Genomic DNA, 19,857 nt, shown 5'->3' on the forward strand with positions numbered 1-19,857 from the left:
CCGTCGTCGTTCCCCGCGTCGCCGCGTCGGCCGCCGTCGCGGCCGCCGTGGCGCCGGACGGGCTCAGTACTTCCGGAACACCCACAGCTTCAGCAGCACGAACCGGGCCACCGTGGCGAGGCCGTTGGCCACCACAAGGCCGGCGACCTCGACGGCCCGCGAGGCGTGCGGCACCACCGCGTCGAGCAGCGCCAGGGCCCCGCTGCTGAGCCCGAGCCCGATCAGGAACGCGACCGCGCCCTGGAGCTGGTGGCGCACCGCGCCGTCCGGGCCCGTGATGCCGAAGGTGAAGCGGCGGTTGGCCGCGGTGTTGGCCACCGCGCTGACCGCCATGGCCACCAGGTTGGCCGTCTGCGGCGAGGTGACCGGCCGCAGCAGTACGTACAGCGCCAGGTAGAAGAGGGTGCTCAGCACCCCGATGACCAGGAAGGACGGCAGCTGCCGGCGGACCGGCCGGGGCGGCGCCTCGGCGGGCCTGTCGCGCTCGTCCCTGGCCGCGGAGAGGATCTCGTTCACGCGCCCGTACCGTACCGGTCCTGCTCCTCGGCCGAGTCGTAGCCCACGAAGTACGCGGGTCGCGCCTGGACCGCCGAGTAGATCCGGCCGACGTACTCGCCCAGCAGGCCGACGCAGACCAGCTGCACGGCGCCGATGAAGAGCATCCCTATGAACAGCGAGGACCAGCCGGGCACGGTGGAGCCGACGGCGTACGAGATCGTCGTGTAGAGCGCCAGCAGGATGCAGACCAGGAAGCTGATCAGCCCGAGCCAGGTGGCCAGCCGCAGCGGGGCGGCGGAGAAGTTGGTGATGCTGTCCAGCGCGAGCCGGACCATCTTGGACAGCGGGTAGTGGGTGCTGCCCGCGACCCGCTCCTCCCGCGTGTAGACCACCTCGCCGCTGGGGAAGCCCAGCCAGGGCACCAGCAGCCGGTAGACCGGCTGGTGCTCGGGCATCGCCTTGAGCGCGTCCACCGCGGCCCGGCTGAGCAGCCGGAAGTCGCCGGCCTGGTTGGGCATCCGCTTGCCGACCAGCCTGCGCATCAGCCGGTAGTAGGCGCCGGCGGTGTGGCGCTTGAAGAAGGTGTCGGTGCCCCGGTCGCCGCGCACGCCGTAGACGATGTCCAGGCCCTGCTCGCGGGCGAGTTCCAGCATCTCGGGGATCTTCTCCGGCGGGTCCTGGAGGTCGGCGTCGATGGAGACGACGTACTCGCCGAAGGCCCGGTGGATGCCGGCGGTGAGGGCGGCCTGGTGGCCCGAGTTGCGGGCGAAGCGGACGACGCGGAACTCCGGCCAGTCCTGGCGGATCTTCTGCATCAGCACCGGGGTCACGTCGGTGCTGCCGTCGTCGACGCCGACCACCTCGTAGGCCACGCCGAGCCCGTCGAGGATCGGCCGGAGCCGTTCGACGGTCAGCGGGAGCGCCTCCTGCTCGTTGTAGATCGGCATCACGACCGACAACAGCGGTGCCGTTGACATGCGTTGGTCCCACTTTCCGCGAAGGCGGGGCTGGTTGGTGGCCCGACCATAACAGTCTGCGATGAGCGGCCGGTGAGAGGAGGCGCGCTCCTGGTGAATGCCCCGTGAGACGCCGAAGGGCCCCGCCCACCGTTGCGGTGCGCGGGGCCCTTCGGACTCGGCCTGTACGAGGCAGGCAGGTCAGAGCACCAATTACTTGATGATCTTGGTGACCTGGCCGGCGCCGACGGTGCGGCCACCCTCACGGATGGCGAACTTCAGGCCCTCCTCCATGGCGATCGGCTGGATCAGCGCGACGGTCATGGCGGTGTTGTCGCCCGGCATGACCATCTCGGTGCCCTCGGGGAGGGTCACGACGCCGGTCACGTCCGTGGTACGGAAGTAGAACTGCGGGCGGTAGTTGTTGAAGAACGGGGTGTGACGGCCACCCTCGTCCTTCGACAGGATGTAGGACTGGGCCTCGAAGTCGGTGTGCGGCGTGACCGAACCCGGCTTGATGATGACCTGGCCGCGCTCGACGTCCTCGCGCTTGATGCCACGGAGCAGCAGACCGACGTTCTCACCGGCCTGGCCCTCGTCGAGCAGCTTGCGGAACATCTCGATGCCGGTGACCGTGGTGGTGGTCTTGGTCTCCTTGATGCCGATGATGTCGACAGTCTCGTTGACCTTGAGGATGCCACGCTCGATACGACCGGTGACGACGGTGCCACGACCGGTGATCGTGAAGACGTCCTCGATCGGCATCAGGAACGGCTGGTCCACGGCGCGGGCCGGGGTCGGGATGCTCTCGTCGACAGCCTTCATCAGGCCGAGGAGCTTCTCGCCCCACTCCTTGTCGCCCTCCAGCGCCTTCAGCGCGGAGACGCGGACGACCGGCAGGTCGTCGCCCGGGAACTCGTACTCGGAGAGGAGCTCACGGACCTCGAGCTCGACGAGCTCCAGGATCTCCTCGTCGTCCACCATGTCGGCCTTGTTCAGGGCGACGACGATGTACGGAACGCCGACCTGGCGGGCCAGGAGGACGTGCTCCTTGGTCTGCGGCATCGGGCCGTCGGTGGCGGCGACCACCAGGATGGCGCCGTCCATCTGGGCGGCACCGGTGATCATGTTCTTGATGTAGTCAGCGTGACCCGGGCAGTCGACGTGCGCGTAGTGACGGTCCTCGGTCTGGTACTCGACGTGCGCGATCGAGATGGTGATACCGCGCTGACGCTCCTCCGGGGCCTTGTCGATCTGGTCGAACGGCGTGAAGGGGTTCAGGTCCGGGTACGCGTCGTGCAGCACCTTGGTGATGGCCGCGGTCAGCGTGGTCTTGCCGTGGTCGATGTGACCGATGGTGCCGATGTTGACGTGGGGCTTCGTCCGCTCGAACTTCGCCTTCGCCACTGAGTCCTCCTGAGGACAGATCCTGTACGCCGTGCTGACGTCAGTTGGTCTTGATCGGGCTGGGTCCGTGGTGCCGGAAGCACCTCGTACCGTCCCGCGGGGTAAGGGGGCCGGAGGCCCCGGGAGAGTCCGTCCGGAATCTCCCGGGTCGCCTCCTAATAGCCTAAGGGGTCGCAATCATCCCGAAATATCGGGACGTCACTCGCCCTTGGACTTGGCGATGATCTCCTCAGCCACGGCCTTGGGGACCTCGGCGTACGAGTCGAACTGCATCGAGTAGCTGGCGCGACCAGAGGTCTTGCTGCGCAGGTCACCGACGTAGCCGAACATCTCGGAGAGGGGCACCAGCGCCGTGACGACGCGGGCACCGTGACGCTCGTCCATGGACCGGATCTGGCCACGGCGAGAGTTGATGTCACCGATCACGTCGCCCATGTAGTCCTCGGGCGTGGTGACCTCGACGGCCATCATCGGCTCGAGGATGACCGGCTTGGCCTTCCTCGCGCCTTCCTTGAAGGCCATCGAACCGGCGATCTTGAACGCGAGCTCGGAGGAGTCGACGTCGTGCGCCTGGCCGTCCAGCAGCTTCACGCGGACACCCTGGAGCGGGTAGCCGGCGAGCACACCGAACTCCATGGCCTCCTGGCAGCCGGCGTCGACCGACGGGATGTACTCCCGCGGGACACGGCCACCGGTGACCTGGTTGACGAACTCGTAGCCCTCGGCCTGCTCGAGCGGCTCGATCGCGATCTGCACCTTGGCGAACTGACCGGAACCACCGGTCTGCTTCTTGTGGGTGTAGTCGATGCGCTCGACGGCCTGACGGATCGTCTCGCGGTACGCGACCTGCGGCTTGCCGACGTTGGCCTCGACCTTGAACTCACGGCGCATGCGGTCGACCAGCACCTCGAGGTGCAGCTCGCCCATGCCCGCGATGATCGTCTGGCCGGTCTCCTCGTCCGTGTTGACCTGGAAGGACGGGTCCTCCTCGGCGAGACGCTGGATGGCGACACCCAGCTTCTCCTGGTCACCCTTGGACTTGGGCTCGATGGCGACGCGGATGACCGGGGCCGGGAAGTCCATGGACTCCAGGATGACCGGGTTCTTCTCGTCGGCCAGCGTCTCACCGGTGGTGGTCTGCTTCAGGCCCATGACGGCGACGATGTCGCCGGCGCCCACCGACTCGATCTCCTCACGCTTGTTCGCGTGCATGCGGTAGATCTTGCCGATGCGCTCCTTCTTGCCCTTCACGGCGTTCAGCACCGAGGTGCCGGACTCCAGGCGACCGGAGTAGATCCGGACGAAGGTGAGCTTGCCCAGGTGCGGGTCGGACATGATCTTGAACGCCAGAGCGGCCAGCGGCTCGTCGTCCGAAGCCTTGCGGGAGATCTTGGTCTCCGGGTCGTTCGGCTTCGTGCCCTCGATGGACTCGATGTCCAGCGGCGACGGCAGGTACTTGACGACGGCGTCGAGCAGGGGCTGAACGCCCTTGTTCTTGAAGGCGGTACCGCAGAAGATCGGAGTGAAGTCCGAGTTCAGGGTGCCCTTGCGGATCGCGTCCTGCAGCAGCTCGACCGGGATCTCCTCGCCCTCGAGGGCGAGCTCCATGACCTCGTCGCTGACGTTCGAGATCGTGTCGATCAGCGCTTCGCGGTACTCGTTCGCCTGGTCCACCAGGTCGGCCGGGATGTCGACGATGTCGTACATCTCGCCCTTGGCGGCCTCGGCGGACCAGACCAGCGCCTTCATGCGGACCAGGTCGACAACGCCCTGGAAGTCCGCCTCGGCACCGATCGGCAGCTGCATCACCAGCGGGGTGGCGCCGAGGCGCTCCACGATGGTGTCGACGCAGAAGAAGAAGTTGGCGCCCGTGCGGTCCAGCTTGTTGATGAAGCAGATGCGCGGGACGCCGTAGCGGTCAGCCTGCCGCCACACGGTCTCGGACTGGGGCTCGACACCGGCGACACCGTCGAACACCGTCACGGCACCGTCGAGGACGCGCAGCGAGCGCTCCACCTCGACGGTGAAGTCGACGTGACCCGGGGTGTCGATGATGTTGATGGTGTGGTCGGCGTCGTCGACCGTCCAGTGACAGGTCGTCGCGGCCGACGTGATCGTGATGCCGCGCTCCTGCTCCTGCTCCATCCAGTCCATGGTGGCAGCGCCATCGTGGACCTCACCGATCTTGTACGAGACACCGGTGTAGAACAGGATCCGCTCGGTGGTGGTGGTCTTGCCCGCGTCGATGTGCGCCATGATCCCGATGTTGCGGACCTTGGCGAGGTCAAGGGAGGTTGCAGCCATGGTGGCTCGTTCTCTCTCTGTCTAGTGACGGGGTAGGGACTACCAGCGGTAGTGCGCGAAGGCCTTGTTGGACTCGGCCATCTTGTGGGTGTCCTCGCGACGCTTCACGGAAGCGCCCAGGCCGTTGCTGGCGTCGAGGATCTCGTTCATCAGGCGCTCGGTCATGGTCTTCTCGCGACGGGCGCGCGAGTAGCCGACCATCCAGCGCAGCGCCAGGGTGCTGGCGCGGCCCGGACGGACCTCGACCGGAACCTGGTAGGTCGCGCCACCGACACGGCGGGACTTGACCTCGAGGGCCGGCTTGACGTTCTCCAGCGCGCGCTTCAGCGTCACGACCGGGTCCGAGCCGGTCTTCTCACGGACGCCCTCGAGGGCGCCGTAGACGATCCGCTCGGCGGTGGAGCGCTTGCCGTGCAGCAGGATCTTGTTGACCAGCTGCGTGACGACCGGGGAGCCGTAAACCGGGTCGATGATGACCGGGCGCTTCGGGGCGGGGCCCTTACGAGGCATTTCTTACTTCTCCTTCTTGGCGCCGTAGCGGCTGCGAGCCTGCTTGCGGTTCTTGACACCCTGGGTGTCAAGCGAACCGCGGATGATCTTGTAGCGGACACCAGGAAGGTCCTTCACACGACCACCGCGCACCAGCACGATGGAGTGCTCCTGCAGGTTGTGGCCCTCGCCCGGAATGTAAGCGGTGACCTCGATCCCGCTGGTGAGGCGCACACGGGCGACCTTACGAAGCGCCGAGTTCGGCTTCTTCGGGGTGGTCGTGTACACACGCGTGCAGACCCCACGACGCTGCGGGGAACCCTTCAGCGCGGGAGTCTTGTTCTTCTCGACCTTGTCCTGCCGGCCCTTTCGGACCAGCTGCTGGATCGTAGGCACCGTTTCTCCGTTTTCTGTGTGCCAAGGCTTGGTGGAACTAACCTGCGGTGTCTCCCCCGCACACGGCCCCGTGGTCGACCCACGCGGTCGGGTGTGTTGGGCTTGTTACGACACGGAATCCCATGGCTGATGTACAGCGACGGCGCTCTACGCGCGGGGCGCTGGGAGGCGCTCCGGCTCGGCGCGGCGACCGGTGTGCATGCACGCACAAGGACCCGGGGACACCCCAGGCACAAGGTCAGAGCGTACCTAGCGCATCGGGCGCGGTCAAAACAAATGCAACGCCGCAGGTCGCGGGGCTTGCGCCGGAAGCGGACCGGGAACCGGCCCCGGGGCGGGGCTCTCTACCACAACCGGGCACCCCCCGCACGGCGAAACCCTACGCCTCCGCGTGGGCCCCGGCGAGCCGGGGAGGACCCTCCGCGGCGCCGCCCCCGGCCGTCCCGGACGAGTCCGGCAGCGGGCGCTCCCGGTTGTCCGACGCCGCCACGAACAGCCCCAGCGCCAGCGCGGCCAGCGTGTACACGACCAGCCACACCGCCCAGCCCCCGTACGGGGCCCAGTGGGCCGGGCTGATCAGCAGCGGCCCCTCGGTGCCGACCGCGTTGCGGCGCAGCGCCCACAGGAAGGCCGCGGCGTTGACCAGGGCGAGCGAGAAGCCGAACATCACCAGCAGCCGGCGCCAGGCGAAGCCGCCCCAGGGCATCCGCTCGTGGCAGATCGCGGCGCACATGATCGGCAGTCCGACGGCGAACGGCAGCAGGTACCGGCCCTGCCAGATCATGCCCAGCTGGCTCTGCAGGGCCTGTGCTGTTATCGGTATCACCACGATGCCGATCAGCACGCCGCCGATCGCCAGGGCGTCCCGGAACCGGGCGTAGACCAGGGCGAGCATCGCCAGGGCGATCACCACGCCGCACCAGACCACCAGCGTGGCGGCCGGCGACTGCGCGTCCAGCCACCCGAAGTAACCGACCATCTGCTTGATGTACAGCAGGCCGTTGTCGAAGGTCTTCCTGGCCGCGAGCACCGGGGTGAGGTCGCTCGCGTCGATGACCGAGTTGTCCGGGTGGCTCGACGACCAGGCCAGGGCCCAGCCGGCCGTCGCCAGCGCCAGGACGCCCCAGAGCCAGGTAGCCCGGCGGCGCAGCACGTCGCGCAGCGCGCCCTTGCGGCCCAGCAGCAGCCCGAAGAACAGGGCCCCGCAGAACCAGATCAGGCCGAGCGGCCGGATGCTGATCAGCACCAGCGCACCGAGGCCGAGCCGGGCCAGCCGGCGGTTCAGCAGGTGCGGGTCCGGGCTCATCAGCATCGGCAGGCCGGCGCTCCAGACCAGGATTCCCGCCGCGATCTCCGGACCGCTCGGGTTGACCACGCCGAACATGAACAGCGCCATCGGGGTGGTCGCGGTGACGGTGCCGAGCAGGGTGAAGGACCGCCGCCGCCACTCCGCCGCCGAGACCACCGCGCTCGCCGCCAGGGCGGAGCAGATCAGCGCCGACATCAGGCGCATCAGGTAGAACGCCTTCTCGCCGTGCACCAGCCGGCTGGGCCAGCCCACGGCGAGGTAGTACGCCGGGTGGTAGCGGCCCGCCGCCGTGGTCACCAGGGTCGTCCCGGGGCGCTCCTTGAGCTCCGGGGCGCAGGCCGCCGAGATGCCGGGTTCGAAGACGTAGCAGGCGTTGACGTCCTTGACGTCCTGGTAGATGCGCGGGAGTTCGACGCCGGTCTCGGCGAACTGCCCCTCGATGCCCCCCACCACGTGCGGGACCATGACCTCCCGGCCGTCGATCTGGCCGCGGGCGACGGCCGCCGCCCTGACCAGGTGGGCGTGCTCGTCCGGTGAGGCTCCGGTCGGCGTGGAGATCGACCAGGACGCGCTGAGCGCGAAGAAGATCGCGAACGCGGCGAGCCACAGCCGCCTCGGCGAGGCGACGAGCCGGTCGGCGAGGCTCTTGACGGCGGTGATCATCATCTGGAAAGGACCTTCGGGTCAGCTCGGGCTCAGGGGCGGGAACCGGTCACTTGATCATGGTTTCCCACGTCTGGTCGCCCTTCTGCGAGCACTGCCCGCCGGGCGCGAACTTCGGGCACGTGCCGTCGAGCTTCTGCACGGTGTGCGAAACCCACGGCAGGATGCGGTAGGTGTTCTCCTTCGCCGGCATGTAACGGTCCGCCATCGAGGACGAGACCGTGCCGAGCAGGAAGAGGAGAGCGAACAGCGTACCGACGACGGCGACCCGCGGGCCGGGCAGGCCCGCCCCCGCGCCGTCCCCGGCCTCGGTGGCCTGCCGGCGCCCCATCACCCGGAGCGACACCAGGTGGGCGACCAGGGCGCACAACAGCAGGCCGCAGTAGAGCAGTTGGTTGTTGGTCCGGGTGTAGAGCTGGACCGTCTGGGTCTCGTACATGTGCGAGGCGATGTACATCCGCATCAGCCAGGCGCTCGCGAACATGCAGCAGATGGTGACGACCAGCGGCTTGCGGATGCCCAGCCAGAGGGCGGCACCGAGTGCGACGAACATCACCACGGCGAACAGGTCCATGCCGCCGAACTCGCCGGGGAGGGGCCACTCCCCCACCTTGCCCGGCATGTCCGTGCGCCACATCAGGAAGTACGCCGGGTCGGTCATGTTGTCGAAGCGGAACGAGGAGTCCTTGGTGTCCTGGCCCTCCGTCAGCATCGTCACCAGGTAGCTGCCGCAGACCAGCAGGAAGGCGGCCCCGGTGGCGCCGAGGTAGGCCAGGCCCTTGCGGCGGTCCGCCCGCCAGGGGAAGTACGCCAGGGCCGCGACCAGCACGCCCAGGCCGCTCCACAGGAACCAGCCGGAGTAGGTGAGGAACATCAGGCCCAGCAGGGCGCCGAAGCCGGCCGCCTTCAGCAGCAGCGTCCGCCAGGCGTCCGTCCCGCTCCGGCGCAGGTGCACCACCAGCGCGACCAGCACGGGCACCAGGACGACCAGCACGGTCTGGCTGTACGGCTTGTACGCGTCGATCAGGGCGAAGGCCGGCAGCACGCCGAAGGCGAGCGCGCGGACCGGGCTGAGCAGCATCCGCCAGGAGAGGTAGACCAGCGGGCCGAACGCGGCGGCGCCGAGGATCTGGAGGTCCTTGAAGGCGTACGCGGTGTTGCCGTCGTGGAACCACTCGGCGTAGTAGCCCAGGGTGTAGAGCGGCGCCGGCGGGTAGACCGGCGAGCCCGAGGGCTGGCCGTTCGCCACGGCGTGGGCCCACTCGACGATGCGTCCGCTGTCGCCGTTGAGGCCGAACATCGGCCAGGGCGTGCCGTGCAGGGCGATGACCGCGCCGGCCGCCACGAAGCCGCTGGCCAGGCCGGCCAGGGCGGCGGCGGAGAAGCGGGCCACCAGGCCGAAGTGCCGGCCGGAGCGGAAGCGCAGCGCGAGCACGACCGCGCCGAGCAGCAGGAAGCCGATCACCGCGAACCGCAGCTGCACCGCGGCGAGGCCGCTCACCTGGGCGATCCGGTCCAGCGGGTCCAGCTTGAAACCGCGGGCCAGCAGCGGGAGCACCAGCGCGGCCAGGAAGGCGACCACGGCCTCCCCCGCGAGCAGCACCGGCGCGGACGTCCGGAGCCCGCCACCGGACCGGTCCGCCGATCCCCTGGTCAGGGAACGGCCTCCGGTCCGTGGGATCGTGGAGGCTTCCTGGGCACTGACTGTCAAGGTAGGTCCTCAGCTCGTGGTCGCTCGCTCAGCCCGTCCCGGCCGGTTCCCCAGCGGCTGGTGACGGAACTGCTTCCAGGCGTGCGGCGGCAGCCCCGGGCATCATAGATCCTTCACGTTCCGAAGACCCCATCGACATAGGGGCGGAACGGCGTGGCCACACCGGTGTCCGGACACCGGCGGCGGCCTACCCGGCGATGAAGAAGAGCAGCAGGGTCCAGAACGTGCAGCCCAGGTAGCCGAGGACCAGGCCGAGGACGGCCGCCCAGTCGCCGTCCATGTTGCGGCGCCGGATCTCGCCGCGGGCGATGTGACCGGTGATCACGGCGGGAGCGGAGAGCAGGAACACGCTGCACAGCAGGGAGACCACCGCCAGCGCGCTGGTGGGGCGGGCCTGGGGCGGCGGCGGGACGGCCATGAAGGTGGCCGGGACCGGCGCGGCGACCGTGGGCGGCGCCGTCATCGGCCCGCTGGGCAGATCGGCCACCAGCGCGGCCAGCTGACCGTAGGTCTGCGCCGCGGCCACCGCCTCGTGGCGCTGCTCGTACTCCTGGACGGAGAGCCGGCCCTCCGCGAACGCGGCCTTGAGCACGTCCAGCGTGCGGTCCCGGTCCGCGTGGCCCGCCCGCATCACGGCCTGCGGCATCGCCGCCGGCACGGGCGCCGGCTGCCAGCCGGCCGTCGGCCGCTTGCCCGGCGGATAGCCGGAACCAGGCTCGCCCCATGGTTGTACGGACATCCGCCACCTCCCGGTAGCGCGGCACCCCCGCGCACGTCACTGCTTCCTCATAGTGCAGGACGAACGGTGGATCCGAGTAGTTGCCGAATCGGCCCGGCAGCCGCCGGATCACCGGGGCCGGACGGCGTGCCTCACCCGTTCGGCGGGCGGGCTCAGGGGATGCTCAAGTCGGACGACAGCCTGTTCGAGCAGTGACAGGCTGGGCCTCCACGGACTTTCCGCCACCACCACGAGCAGAGAAGGCACCCATGCAGGCGTCAGTGCCGCCGCCCTCCGGCCTCCCCGGGCCGGGCACCCCGTCCGCCGTCAGCATCCAGGGGCTCTGGAAGCACTTCGGCGCCCAGGCCGCCGTGGCCGGGCTGAGCCTGGAGCTGCCGACCGGCGCGTTCATCGGGCTGGTCGGACCGAACGGCGCGGGCAAGACCACCACGCTGTCGATGGTCACCGGGCTGCTCCGGCCCGACCAGGGGACCGTCCTGGTGCACGGCACCGACGTGTGGGCGGACCCGGTCACGGTCAAGGCCCGGATCGGCATCCTGCCCGAGGGCCTGCGGATGTTCGAGCGGCTCAGCGGGCGCGAGCTGCTCCAGTACACCGGGCGGCTGCGCGGCCTGCCCGGCGCCGAGGTGGACCGGCGGGCCGAGGAACTGCTGACCGTCCTGGACCTCGGCCGGGACGCCGACAAGCTGGTCGCGGACTACTCCACCGGCATGCGCAAGAAGACCGGCCTGGCCGCCGCGCTGCTGCACAACCCCGACGTGCTGTTCCTGGACGAGCCCTTCGAGGGCGTCGACCCGGTCTCCGCCCAGACCATCCGCGGCGTGCTCAAGCGGTACGCGGCGGCCGGTTCCACGGTGGTCTTCTCCAGCCACGTGATGGAGCTGGTCGAGCAGCTCTGCGACTGGGTCGCGGTGGTCAACGCCGGCCGGGTGATCGCCCAGGGCCCGCTGGACTCGGTGCGGGGCGGGCGCAGCCTGCACGAGGCCTTCCTGGCGCTGATCGGCGTGCGCGAGGACGACGGGCAGTCGCTCGGCTGGCTCGGCGGCCGCACCGGGGGCGAGCGGTGACCGCCGACGGCGGCACGCGTACGGCTCCCGTGCCCGACGCCGGCACGGTGGTCCGCGCCCTGGTGGCGCTCAAGCTGCGGCTGCTGCGCAACGGCCTGCGGCGCAGCCCCGGCCGGACCGCCGTCTACGTGATCGGCGGCGTGTTCGGCCTGGCCCTCGCGGGCGGCGTCGCCGTCGCCATGGCCGCGCTGAACGGACGCCACGCGGGCTCCGGGGACGCCGGGGTGATGCTGCTCGGCGTGCTGACCCTGGGCTGGGCCGCGCTGCCGCTGTTCCTGTTCTCCAGCGACGAGAGCGCCGACCCGACCCGGCTGACGATGCTGCCGCTGCGGCCGGGCCCGCTGCTGCGCGGCTCGCTGCTGGCCGCGCTGATCGGACCGGGGCCGCTGATCAGCCTGGTGCTGGTGACCGGCGCGGTGCTGTCCGGCGCGGCCGGCGGCGCCTCGGCCGCGGTCGCGGTGATCGGTGTGCCGCTCGCGGTGCTCTGCCTGGTGACGCTCTCCAGAGCGGTCGCGGCGGGCAACGCCCGGATGCTCTCCAGCCGGCGCGGCAAGGACTTCGCGATCTTCGGCGGGCTGGCCTTCGCGCTGCTGGTCCAGGTCGCCAACGTGGGCTCGCAGAGCGTCTTCGGCCGCCGGGGCGGGCCGATCGACCTCAGCCCGCTGGAGCCGATCGCGGCGGTGCTGCGCTGGATCCCGCCGATCAGCGCGGCGGACGCGTCGCGCACCGCCGGCGAGGGCCGGTACGGCCTGGCCCTGCTCCAGCTCGCCGCGGCGGCCGGGCTGCTGGCGCTGCTGCTGCGCTGGTGGCGGCGGAGCCTCCAGGAGCTGATGGTCACCGCCGACTCCTCGACCCTGGAGGTGGCCCGCGGGGTGCGGGGCTCGCGCGGCTGGGGCTTCCTGCCGGAGGGCAGGACCGGCGCGGTGATGCAGCGCCACCTGCGGTACGCCTGGCGCGAGCCGCGGGCCAAGGCGGCGCTGTTCACCAGCATCGGGATGACGCTGGTGATCTGCGTGCTGTCGATGGTGCAGGGCTGGGCGAGCGTCTACCTGCTGGCGATGACCGGGGTGTTCCTCGGGTTGCAGATGCTCAACCTGTTCGGCATGGACGGCTCGGCGTTCTGGATGGTCGCCGCCACCCTGCGCACCCCGGCCGACGCCAGGGCCGAGCTGCGCGGCCGGGCGTACGCGGTGCTGTCGTACGCGGTCCCGGTGACGGTGGTGCTCGGGCTGGTGCTGGCCGCCGTCACCGGGCGGTGGGGCGAGCTGCCGTCCGCGCTCGGGCTGGCGCTGACGCTGCTCGGCTGCGGGATCGCGCTCGGCTCGCTGTTCAGCGTGCTGGCGCCGTACACCATGCCGGCCGACAGCAATCCGATGCGCAGCGCCGCCCCGGGGCAGGGCGGGCTGATCCTGCTCAACCAGTTCGGCTCGATGGTCGGCGTCACGGTGCTGGCGCTGCCGGTCGGCGGCTACCTGGCCTGGGCGCTGCTCTCGGGCGGGCCGAGCTGGCCGGTGCTGCTGGTCGGCCCGCTGTACGGGGCCCTGGTCGCGGCCCTGGGCGTACGGCTGGCCGCGGGCCTGCTGCTGGAGCGCACGCCGGAGATCCTGGCCAAGGCCATCGAGCGCTGAGCCGAATCGTTTCCTCCTCGGAACACAGCTCGGATCACCGCCCGGATCACCGCTCAGATCACAGCTCGGACGTCGGCTCGCCAGGCCGTTCCCGACGGCGACTCCGGCATCATGGGCAGGAGGCCGGGCCGTCGAGGAGAGCAGGGAAACACCGTGGGCAAGCGCGCGCGACAGGGCGGGAGCGCCGAACCGCTGCTGGAGCAGGCGGTGCGGTCGGTGCTGACGGCCCCGGAGGACGCACTGGACCTCGCCCTGGACACCGGGGCCTCGCTGCTGGCCGCCTCGGCCGGGCAGTGGCCGACGGTCAGCCGGGCGGTGCTGGCCCACGCGGACACCGCCGTCGGCCGCTGCTGGTCCGCCGGCTGGCGGCCGGCCGACCTGGTCCGGGTGGTGCGGCGCGGCCTGAAGCCCGTCCACCTGGCCCTGGCGGTGGACCTGATCGCCGCCGAGGCCCGCCGCCACCCCGCGGCCGCCCTGGACCGGCGCTGGCAGGAACAGCTGCGCGAGCTGGAGGCCGAGGTCTGGTGGTCCGGCGACGAGGAGTACCTCGGCGCCTTCACCGACCGGCACCGGCTGGACCGCTTCGCGCTCGCCACCGCCGTCCTGGAGCTGCTGCGCACCTGGGGCCGGCTGCCCCCGATCGCCCCGGTCGGGCCCGCCCCCGGGCAGACCGTACGGCCGCAGCACCGGGCGCCGGATTCCGGCGAGCCGCGGATGCTCTCGCGGATCCGGGCGCTGCTGGCCAAGGCCGAGTCCACCGAGTACCCGGAGGAGGCCGAGGCGCTGACCGCCAAGGCCCAGCAGCTGATGACCCAGCACAGCATCGACGACGCGCTGCTGGCCGCGGCCGGCGCCGACCGCGACACCCCGGCGGCGCTGCGGATCGGGGTGGACAACCCGTACGAGGGCCCCAAGACGATGCTGCTGGACGCCGTCGCGGCGGCCAACCGGTGCCGGGTGGTGTGGGCCAAGGAGTACGGCTTCTGCACCGTCGTCGGCTTCGACGGCGACCTGGACGGCGTCGAGCTGCTCTACACCTCGCTGCTGGTGCAGGCCACCCACGCGCTCAACCGGGCGGGCTCCCGCAGGGACTCCCGCAGCAAGGCGTTCCGGCAGTCCTTCCTGGTCGCGTACGCGGCGCGGATCCGCGAGCGGCTGACCGCCGCCACCGAGCGCGCCACCAGCGCCGCGGCGGCCGGGCGGCACCTGCGCGAGGACGGCACCGAGGAGCAGCTGCTGCCCGACGCGCGGCTGCTGCCCGCCCTCGTCGCCCGCTCGGAGGCGGTGGACGAGGAGGTCGGCCGGCTGTTCCCGAAGCTGGTCTCGCAGCGGGTCAGGGTCAGCGACGGCGTGGGCTGGGCGGCCGGACGCGCCGCCGCCGACCGGGCCGCGCTGCACGGGCGGGCCGGGCAGCTCCGCCGGTAGGCCGGGCCCCCGCGGTGCCCGACCCGCCCCGACAAGATCCACCCGGAGCCCGGCGGCGCTCCGACGGACCTGATAGAACGTAGTCCGCCACGAACGAAGGGGGATTCGACGTGACGGAGCCGGCGGCCGAGTCGGGGTACCGGGACCGGGTGCGCGGAGCGCTGCTCGGCGGAGCGATCGGCGATGCGCTGGGCTGGCCGGTGGAGTTCCAGCAGCTCCACCAGATCCGGGACCGGTACGGACCGGAAGGCGTGACCGCGCTGCCGGCCGGGCCCGGCCCGGTGGAGGTCACCGACGACACCCAGATGACGCTGTTCACCGCCGAGGGCCTGATCCGTGGCTTCGTCCGCGGCTGGACGGGCGGCGGCGGCTCGGTGCCGGAGGCCGTCCACGGCGCCTACCGGCGCTGGCTGCGCACCCAGTACCAGGGCGCGCCGGACACCGCGCCGCAGCCCCGCCCGTACGACGGCTGGCTGCTGAGCCGGCCCTTCCTGTACGCGCGGCGGGCGCCGGGCAACGCGTGCCTGAGCGGGGCGTCCGAGCACCCGGTGTTCGAGGCGCCGTCCGCGATCGGGCTGGCCGGGCCGGTCAACCCGGGCTCCAAGGGCTGCGGCACGGTGATGCGCTCGGCGCCGTTCGGACTGGCCAGGCTGGGCACCGAGCAGTCCTTCGGGCTGGCGGTGCAGTGTGCCCAGCTCACCCACGGGCACCCGACCGGCTACCTCGCGGCGGGCGCCTTCGCGGCGCTGGTCGAGCGGCTCGCGGACGGCACCGAGCCGTGGGCGGCGGTCGGCGAGACGGTGGAGCAGATCCGCGAGCTGCCGAGCTCCAAGGAGACCGTCCAGGCGCTGGCCCGGGCGGTGCGGCTGGCCCAGGAGGCCGAGCCGGCGGCGGAGACGGTGGAGCGGGTCGGTCTCGGCTGGACCGCCGAGGAGTGCCTGGCCATCGGGGTGTACTCACTGCTGGCGGCCACCCTGGACCCCGACCCGGTGCGCACCGCGCTGCTGCTGTCGGTGAACCACTCCGGGGACAGCGACTCCACCGGTGCGGTCTGCGGCAACCTGGTCGGGGCCGCGTACGGCGCCGCGGCGCTGCCCGCCGAGTGGGCCGGAGCGGTCGAGGGCCGTACGGAGCTGCGGCAGGTCGCGGACGACCTGCTGGTGCTGTTCGGCAGCCGCGACCCGCTGCACCCGGGGCTCGGCGGGCGCTACCCGGCCTGGTGAACCGCCCGGGCGGCGCGCCCGCGGAGCCTCCGGGGCCCACCGGGCTTGCCGGACCTACCGGGCCTGCGGGTCGGTGACCTGGCCGAGGAACAGCGGCGCCCCGCCCCTGGTGTCCCGGATCAGGAACAGGAACGGCCGGTCGAGGTGCAGCCGGACGGGCTTGTCGGCCTGCGGCGCCGCCGCCGCCTCCATCCCGGCACCGCTGCCGGCCGCCGCGACCGTGCCCTTCTCGTCGACCTCGACGGTGGCCTTCTGCACCACCGTGCCGACGACCAGCGGGTCCTTGGCGATGCCGCCGAAGTCGGCCCCGTCGAAGGCCGCCCGCACGCCGAGCGAGCGCAGCGCCGGGGTCAGCTCCTTCGAGGTGCCGAAGTGGAAGCGCGGCAGCTGGAGGTCGACCGGCCGCTCGGCGAGGGCGCCGAGGATGCGGTCGAGCTGGGGCTGGTCCAGGCCCTTGGCGAAATCGGCGAAGCCGCCCTGCGCGGGGACGATCAGGTCCATCACCAACCCGCCGTCCGCGTAAGGGAGTTCGACGGCCTGCCAGGGCTCGCCGGCGATCCCGCCGGAGCCGTCGGCGTACTTGAAGTCCCCGGTCTGCCCCATCGTGGGGACGGCCGGGGCGGAGCCGTCGAGCTTGTGGAACGGGCGGTCGGCGGTGTGCGAGGGCTTGAAGGCGGAGGCCCACTCGGCCTTGAGGCAGAGCGCGTCGGTGAGCACCAGCCGGGTGTCCCGGGTGATCGCGCCCTCGCCGAACAGGTCCTTGATCCGGCCGTCGGTGGCCTTCTCCACCGTCTCGTTGACGGTCTTGCGGGCCCCGTCCGGGTCCTTGGCGAAGTCGGTCTGGTGCACGCCGGTGTCGAAGGCGGCGGCGAGGGTGGCCAGGTAGTCCGGGGCGACGGACAGTCCCCGCTGGGTCCAGACGTCGTCGCTGCGGCTCAGGGTGAGCTTGCCGGTCGCCGGGACCGGCCGGTTCAGCTCGCCGGTGGCGAGCGCGTACTGCTGCGGGGTGAGCCCGGTGTGCAGGGCCTTGGCGAGTTCCTCGGCGGTGGTGCCGCGGGCGCCGGGCAGCAGCATGGCGAGCAGGGTGGCCAGGCCGGACGGGGAGACCACCAGGTTGCGGTCGGCCGCGTCCGGCTGGGCGGTCAGGGTGTGCAGGAGGTCCAGGCCGAAGGCGTCGGTGGCGGCCGCGGTGGCGGCCACCTGGGCCGGGTCGACCGCCGGCCGGCTCGCGGGCGCGGAGGCCCTGAGCTCCACGGGCGCGGCGGCCCCGGTGCTGCCGCAGCCGGCGAGCAGCGGCGTGGCGAGCGCGGCCGCGAGGAGCAGCGCCGCCGGGCGGCGGAGGGTGCGGCGGGGTCCGGTGCTGCGGTTCGTCATGGCCCTTCGACGTGCCGCCCCGTCGACCGGTTCCACCCGGCCCGCACCCGCCGCCTCCCGCCGCCTCCCCGTCAGGCCGCGCTTCCCCGTCAGACCTCGACCAGCAGTTCCCTGAGCCCGCGGATCACGTAGCCCGGGTTCCACTCGGGCTCGCGGACCAGCCGCAGGCCCGGCGCCCGGCGCAGCAGCGTGCCGTAGGACTCGGTGAGCTCCAACCGGGCGAGCGGGGCGCCGAGGCAGAAGTGGATTCCGGCGCCGAAGGTGATGTGCGGGTTGTCGGTGCGGCCGAGGTCGAGGCGGTCCGGGTCGGCGAAGCGCTCGGGGTCGCGGTTGGCGGAGCCGAACAGCAGGGCGATCTCGGCGCCGCGCGGGATGGTGACGCCGCCGACCTCGACGTCCTCCAGCACCCAGCGCTCGAACATCTGCAGCGGGGTGTCCCAGCGCATCAGTTCCTCGACGGCGGTGGGCAGCAGCTCGTCCACCGAGCCGCGCAGCCGGGCGAGTTCGCCGGGGTTGCGGAACAGCGCCCACCAGCCGTTGCCGGTGGTGTTGACGGTCGCCTCGTGGCCGGCGTTGAGCAGCAGCACGCAGGTGGAGATCATCTCCTGCTCGCTGAGCGCGTCGGAGCCCTCCTGGGCCTGGATCAGCGCGCTGATCAGGTCGCCGCCGGGGGCGGTGCGGCGCTCGCGGATCAGGGCGCGCAGGTAGTCGGAGAACTCGACGCTCGCGGTGACGGCCCGGCGGGCGGCCTCCTCGCTCGGGTTGAGCTCGAACATCCCGGTGATGTCGGAGGACCACGGCCGCAGCAGATGCCGGTCGGCCTCCGGCACGCCGAGCATCTCGGCGATCACGGCGACCGGCAGCGGCTCGGCGACGGTGGCGATCAGGTCGCCGCCGCCGGCCGCGCGCAGCTCGTCGACCAGGTCCCCGGCCAGCCGCCGCACGGTGGGGCGCAGGCCCTCGACCATGCGCGGGGTGAAGGCCTTGGAGACCAGCCGGCGGATCCGGGTGTGGTCGGGCGCCTCCAGGTCGAGCAGCCCGTGGTCGTTCAGGGTGTGGAAGGGCTCGTGCGCCGGGTCGGGCTCGGGGCGGCCGAACTCGGCGTGGCTGAAGCGGTGGGTGTAGGTGCGGCCCAGCCGCCGGTCGCGCAGCAGGGCGCTGACGTCCTCGTGGCGCGAGACGAGCCACTGGTTCGTCGGCTCGAAGTACGTCACCGGGGCGTGCTCGCGCAGTTCGGTGTACGCGTCGTACGGGTGGGCCACGAACGCCGCCGACCAGGGGTCGAACGTCACCGTCGTCGTCATCGGTCGATCACTCCAGGCCAGGGAGGGGGGAAGCCGGAAGGATCATCGTACGCACGCGGTACGTCCGGGAATATGACCCTTCCGGCTCCTGATCAGGCCCGCTCCAGGACAAGTCGGCGCACCAGCTCCGGCAGCGCCTGGGAGATCGGCTCGCGGATCACCTCGTCCGCCGCCTCGTCGTACGGCGTCGGCTCGGCGTTCAGGATGATCAGCTTCGCCCCGGTCTTCACCGCGTTGTACGGCAGCGCCGCCACCGGGAACACCTGGAGGCTGGTGCCGACCGCGATGAACAGGTCGCAGGCACGGGAGACCGCGTCGGCCTGCCCGAGCACCTCCGGGTCCAGGTTCTCGCCGAACATCACCGTGCGCGGCTTGAGGATCCCCCCGCAGGCCCGGCAGTCCGGGTCCGGCTCCCCCGCCTCGACCCTCGTCAGCGCCTCCGCCATCGGCCCCACCACCCGGCAGCGCAGACACTGCACCTCCCGCGCGGTGCCGTGCAGTTCGAGCACCTTGCGGGCGGTCAGCCCGGCCGCCTGGTGCAGCCCGTCCACGTTCTGGGTGAGCACCCGCACCGGCAGGCCGGAGCGCTCCAGATCGACCAGCGCACGGTGCCCGGCGTTCGGCTCGGCCAGCAGCGCGCCGGTCTCCAGCCGCATCCGCCAGGCCCGCCGGCGCACCTCGGGGTCGTCCCGGTACGGCCCGATGGTGACCAGCTCCTGGGCCGACGGGTCCTTCTGCCAGAGGCCCTGCGGGCCGCGGTAGTCGGGGATGCCCGAGTCGGTCGAGATGCCCGCGCCGGTGAGCACGGCGATCAGGGGACGCTTCGCGTTCATACCCCGGACGGTACGGCCGGGAGTCCGCTCCCGGCCACCGAAAATCCGGGTGCGCCCGTCCGGCTCCCGCCGCACACTGGGCCGGTCGCGCCGCCGTACCCGAAGGAGCCCCGTGCAGGGAGCAGTCAGCGTCTCACCCGTCCAGGTCCCCGAGCTGCTGCTCGGGCTGGCCACCGTCCGCCCGGGGCGCCCGTCCTGGTGATCACCGACGGCGAGTGCGACGTGCCGCGGGTCCGGCGCGAGCACGCCTTCCTCGTCCCGCGCGGCGCGGTGCTGCCGTTCACCCCGCGCGGGCCGGTCTTCCCGATGAGCTGACGGCCGCCGGCCCGCCCGTCGCCCCGACGCCGAGAACCCTCCCCCGGCCGCGCGCCACCGCCTCCCCCGCCGGAGCGGTTCCCGCCCCTCCCCCGTACGACGGAGCCGACCGGACCCCGGGAACGCCGAAGGGCCCGGAGGCTTGATGCCTCCGGGCCCTTCGTCTTCGTAGCGGGGACAGGATTTGAACCTGCGACCTCTGGGTTATGAGCCCAG

16 protein-coding genes are annotated in these 19,857 nt (G+C 71.8%); 4 read left to right on the forward strand and 12 right to left on the reverse strand.

Annotated features, from left to right (window positions below):
• Positions 1-63 precede the first annotated feature (63 nt).
• The 9 genes from ACIQOW_RS05065 to ACIQOW_RS05105 form a co-directional block, all read right to left on the reverse strand.
• On the reverse strand, positions 64-516 hold the full coding sequence (locus ACIQOW_RS05065; RefSeq protein ID WP_401079903.1) for a GtrA family protein: 453 nt from the start codon (positions 514-516) through the stop codon (positions 64-66).
• Entirely contained in the window at positions 513-1,475 is a 963-nt protein-coding gene (locus tag ACIQOW_RS05070) for a glycosyltransferase family 2 protein (RefSeq protein WP_188301647.1), read from the reverse strand. Before ACIQOW_RS05070 ends, ACIQOW_RS05065 begins: the two co-directional genes overlap by 4 nt.
• A 192-nt stretch (positions 1,476-1,667) precedes the next feature.
• On the reverse strand, positions 1,668-2,861 hold the full coding sequence (gene tuf / locus ACIQOW_RS05075; RefSeq protein ID WP_030055805.1) for an elongation factor Tu: 1,194 nt from the start codon (positions 2,859-2,861) through the stop codon (positions 1,668-1,670).
• Between the two features lie 198 nt (positions 2,862-3,059).
• Entirely contained in the window at positions 3,060-5,165 is a 2,106-nt protein-coding gene (gene fusA / locus ACIQOW_RS05080) for an elongation factor G (RefSeq protein ID WP_188301649.1), read from the reverse strand.
• 39 nt (positions 5,166-5,204) lie between these two features.
• Positions 5,205-5,675: a 30S ribosomal protein S7 gene (gene rpsG / locus ACIQOW_RS05085; protein ID WP_030055803.1), complete on the reverse strand. Its 471-nt coding sequence runs from the start codon at positions 5,673-5,675 to the stop codon at positions 5,205-5,207.
• Positions 5,676-5,678: 3 nt separating this feature from the next.
• Complete coding sequence (rpsL, locus tag ACIQOW_RS05090; RefSeq protein WP_014144289.1) at positions 5,679-6,050, reverse strand: 30S ribosomal protein S12; 372 nt, start codon at positions 6,048-6,050, stop codon at positions 5,679-5,681.
• 379 nt (positions 6,051-6,429) lie between these two features.
• Positions 6,430-8,025, reverse strand: a complete 1,596-nt coding sequence (locus tag ACIQOW_RS05095) for a DUF2142 domain-containing protein (RefSeq protein ID WP_401079907.1) — start codon at positions 8,023-8,025, stop codon at positions 6,430-6,432.
• 46 nt (positions 8,026-8,071) lie between these two features.
• Positions 8,072-9,625, reverse strand: coding sequence for a hypothetical protein (locus tag ACIQOW_RS05100; protein WP_401079909.1), 1,554 nt, complete (start codon positions 9,623-9,625; stop codon positions 8,072-8,074).
• A 295-nt stretch (positions 9,626-9,920) separates the two neighbouring features.
• Positions 9,921-10,472, reverse strand: coding sequence for a DUF1707 domain-containing protein (locus tag ACIQOW_RS05105; protein ID WP_401079911.1), 552 nt, complete (start codon positions 10,470-10,472; stop codon positions 9,921-9,923).
• Positions 10,473-10,720: 248 nt separating this feature from the next.
• On the opposite strand from ACIQOW_RS05105, the gene ACIQOW_RS05110 reads away from it, so the two are divergent.
• The 4 genes from ACIQOW_RS05110 (at position 10,721) to ACIQOW_RS05125 (ending at position 15,815) form a co-directional block, all read left to right on the forward strand.
• On the forward strand, positions 10,721-11,539 hold the full coding sequence (locus ACIQOW_RS05110) for an ABC transporter ATP-binding protein (RefSeq protein WP_401079913.1): 819 nt from the start codon (positions 10,721-10,723) through the stop codon (positions 11,537-11,539).
• A complete protein-coding gene (locus ACIQOW_RS05115) occupies positions 11,536-13,167 on the forward strand; it encodes a transporter (protein ID WP_401079915.1) in 1,632 nt (543 codons plus the stop codon). Before ACIQOW_RS05110 ends, ACIQOW_RS05115 begins: the two co-directional genes overlap by 4 nt.
• 153 nt (positions 13,168-13,320) lie before the next feature.
• Complete coding sequence (locus ACIQOW_RS05120) at positions 13,321-14,592, forward strand: DUF2786 domain-containing protein (protein WP_401079917.1); 1,272 nt, start codon at positions 13,321-13,323, stop codon at positions 14,590-14,592.
• Positions 14,593-14,702: 110 nt separating this feature from the next.
• The gene (locus ACIQOW_RS05125; protein WP_401079919.1) at positions 14,703-15,815 is read left to right on the forward strand and encodes an ADP-ribosylglycohydrolase family protein; all 1,113 of its coding nucleotides are present in this window, start codon (positions 14,703-14,705) and stop codon (positions 15,813-15,815) included.
• Between the two features lie 54 nt (positions 15,816-15,869).
• Here the strand turns inward: ACIQOW_RS05125 and ACIQOW_RS05130 are convergent, their stop codons facing one another.
• From ACIQOW_RS05130 to ACIQOW_RS05140, 3 genes are all read right to left on the reverse strand, one after another.
• The gene (locus ACIQOW_RS05130) at positions 15,870-17,189 is read right to left on the reverse strand and encodes a serpin family protein (protein ID WP_401079921.1); all 1,320 of its coding nucleotides are present in this window, start codon (positions 17,187-17,189) and stop codon (positions 15,870-15,872) included.
• Between the two features lie 89 nt (positions 17,190-17,278).
• Positions 17,279-18,493, reverse strand: coding sequence for a cytochrome P450 (locus tag ACIQOW_RS05135; RefSeq protein WP_401079923.1), 1,215 nt, complete (start codon positions 18,491-18,493; stop codon positions 17,279-17,281).
• Between the two features lie 92 nt (positions 18,494-18,585).
• The gene (locus ACIQOW_RS05140; protein ID WP_401079925.1) at positions 18,586-19,326 is read right to left on the reverse strand and encodes an SIR2 family NAD-dependent protein deacylase; all 741 of its coding nucleotides are present in this window, start codon (positions 19,324-19,326) and stop codon (positions 18,586-18,588) included.
• Between the last annotated feature and the right edge of the window lie 531 nt (positions 19,327-19,857).

It is taken from the genome of Kitasatospora sp. NPDC091335 (assembly GCF_044757205.1).
GTDB lineage: Bacteria > Actinomycetota > Actinomycetes > Streptomycetales > Streptomycetaceae > Kitasatospora.

Coding starts and splice junctions, on each gene's coding strand:
- ACIQOW_RS05070 (WP_188301647.1), bottom strand. CDS start 1,475: ATGTCAACGGCACCGCTGTTGTCGGTCGTGATGCCGATCTACAACGAG.
- fusA (WP_188301649.1), bottom strand. CDS start 5,165: ATGGCTGCAACCTCCCTTGACCTCGCCAAGGTCCGCAACATCGGGATC.
- rpsG (WP_030055803.1), bottom strand. CDS start 5,675: ATGCCTCGTAAGGGCCCCGCCCCGAAGCGCCCGGTCATCATCGACCCG.
- ACIQOW_RS05095 (WP_401079907.1), bottom strand. CDS start 8,025: ATGATGATCACCGCCGTCAAGAGCCTCGCCGACCGGCTCGTCGCCTCG.
- ACIQOW_RS05105 (WP_401079911.1), bottom strand. CDS start 10,472: ATGTCCGTACAACCATGGGGCGAGCCTGGTTCCGGCTATCCGCCGGGC.
- ACIQOW_RS05110 (WP_401079913.1), top strand. CDS start 10,721: ATGCAGGCGTCAGTGCCGCCGCCCTCCGGCCTCCCCGGGCCGGGCACC.
- ACIQOW_RS05130 (WP_401079921.1), bottom strand. CDS start 17,189: ATGACGAACCGCAGCACCGGACCCCGCCGCACCCTCCGCCGCCCGGCG.
- ACIQOW_RS05135 (WP_401079923.1), bottom strand. CDS start 18,493: ATGACGACGACGGTGACGTTCGACCCCTGGTCGGCGGCGTTCGTGGCC.
- ACIQOW_RS05140 (WP_401079925.1), bottom strand. CDS start 19,326: ATGAACGCGAAGCGTCCCCTGATCGCCGTGCTCACCGGCGCGGGCATC.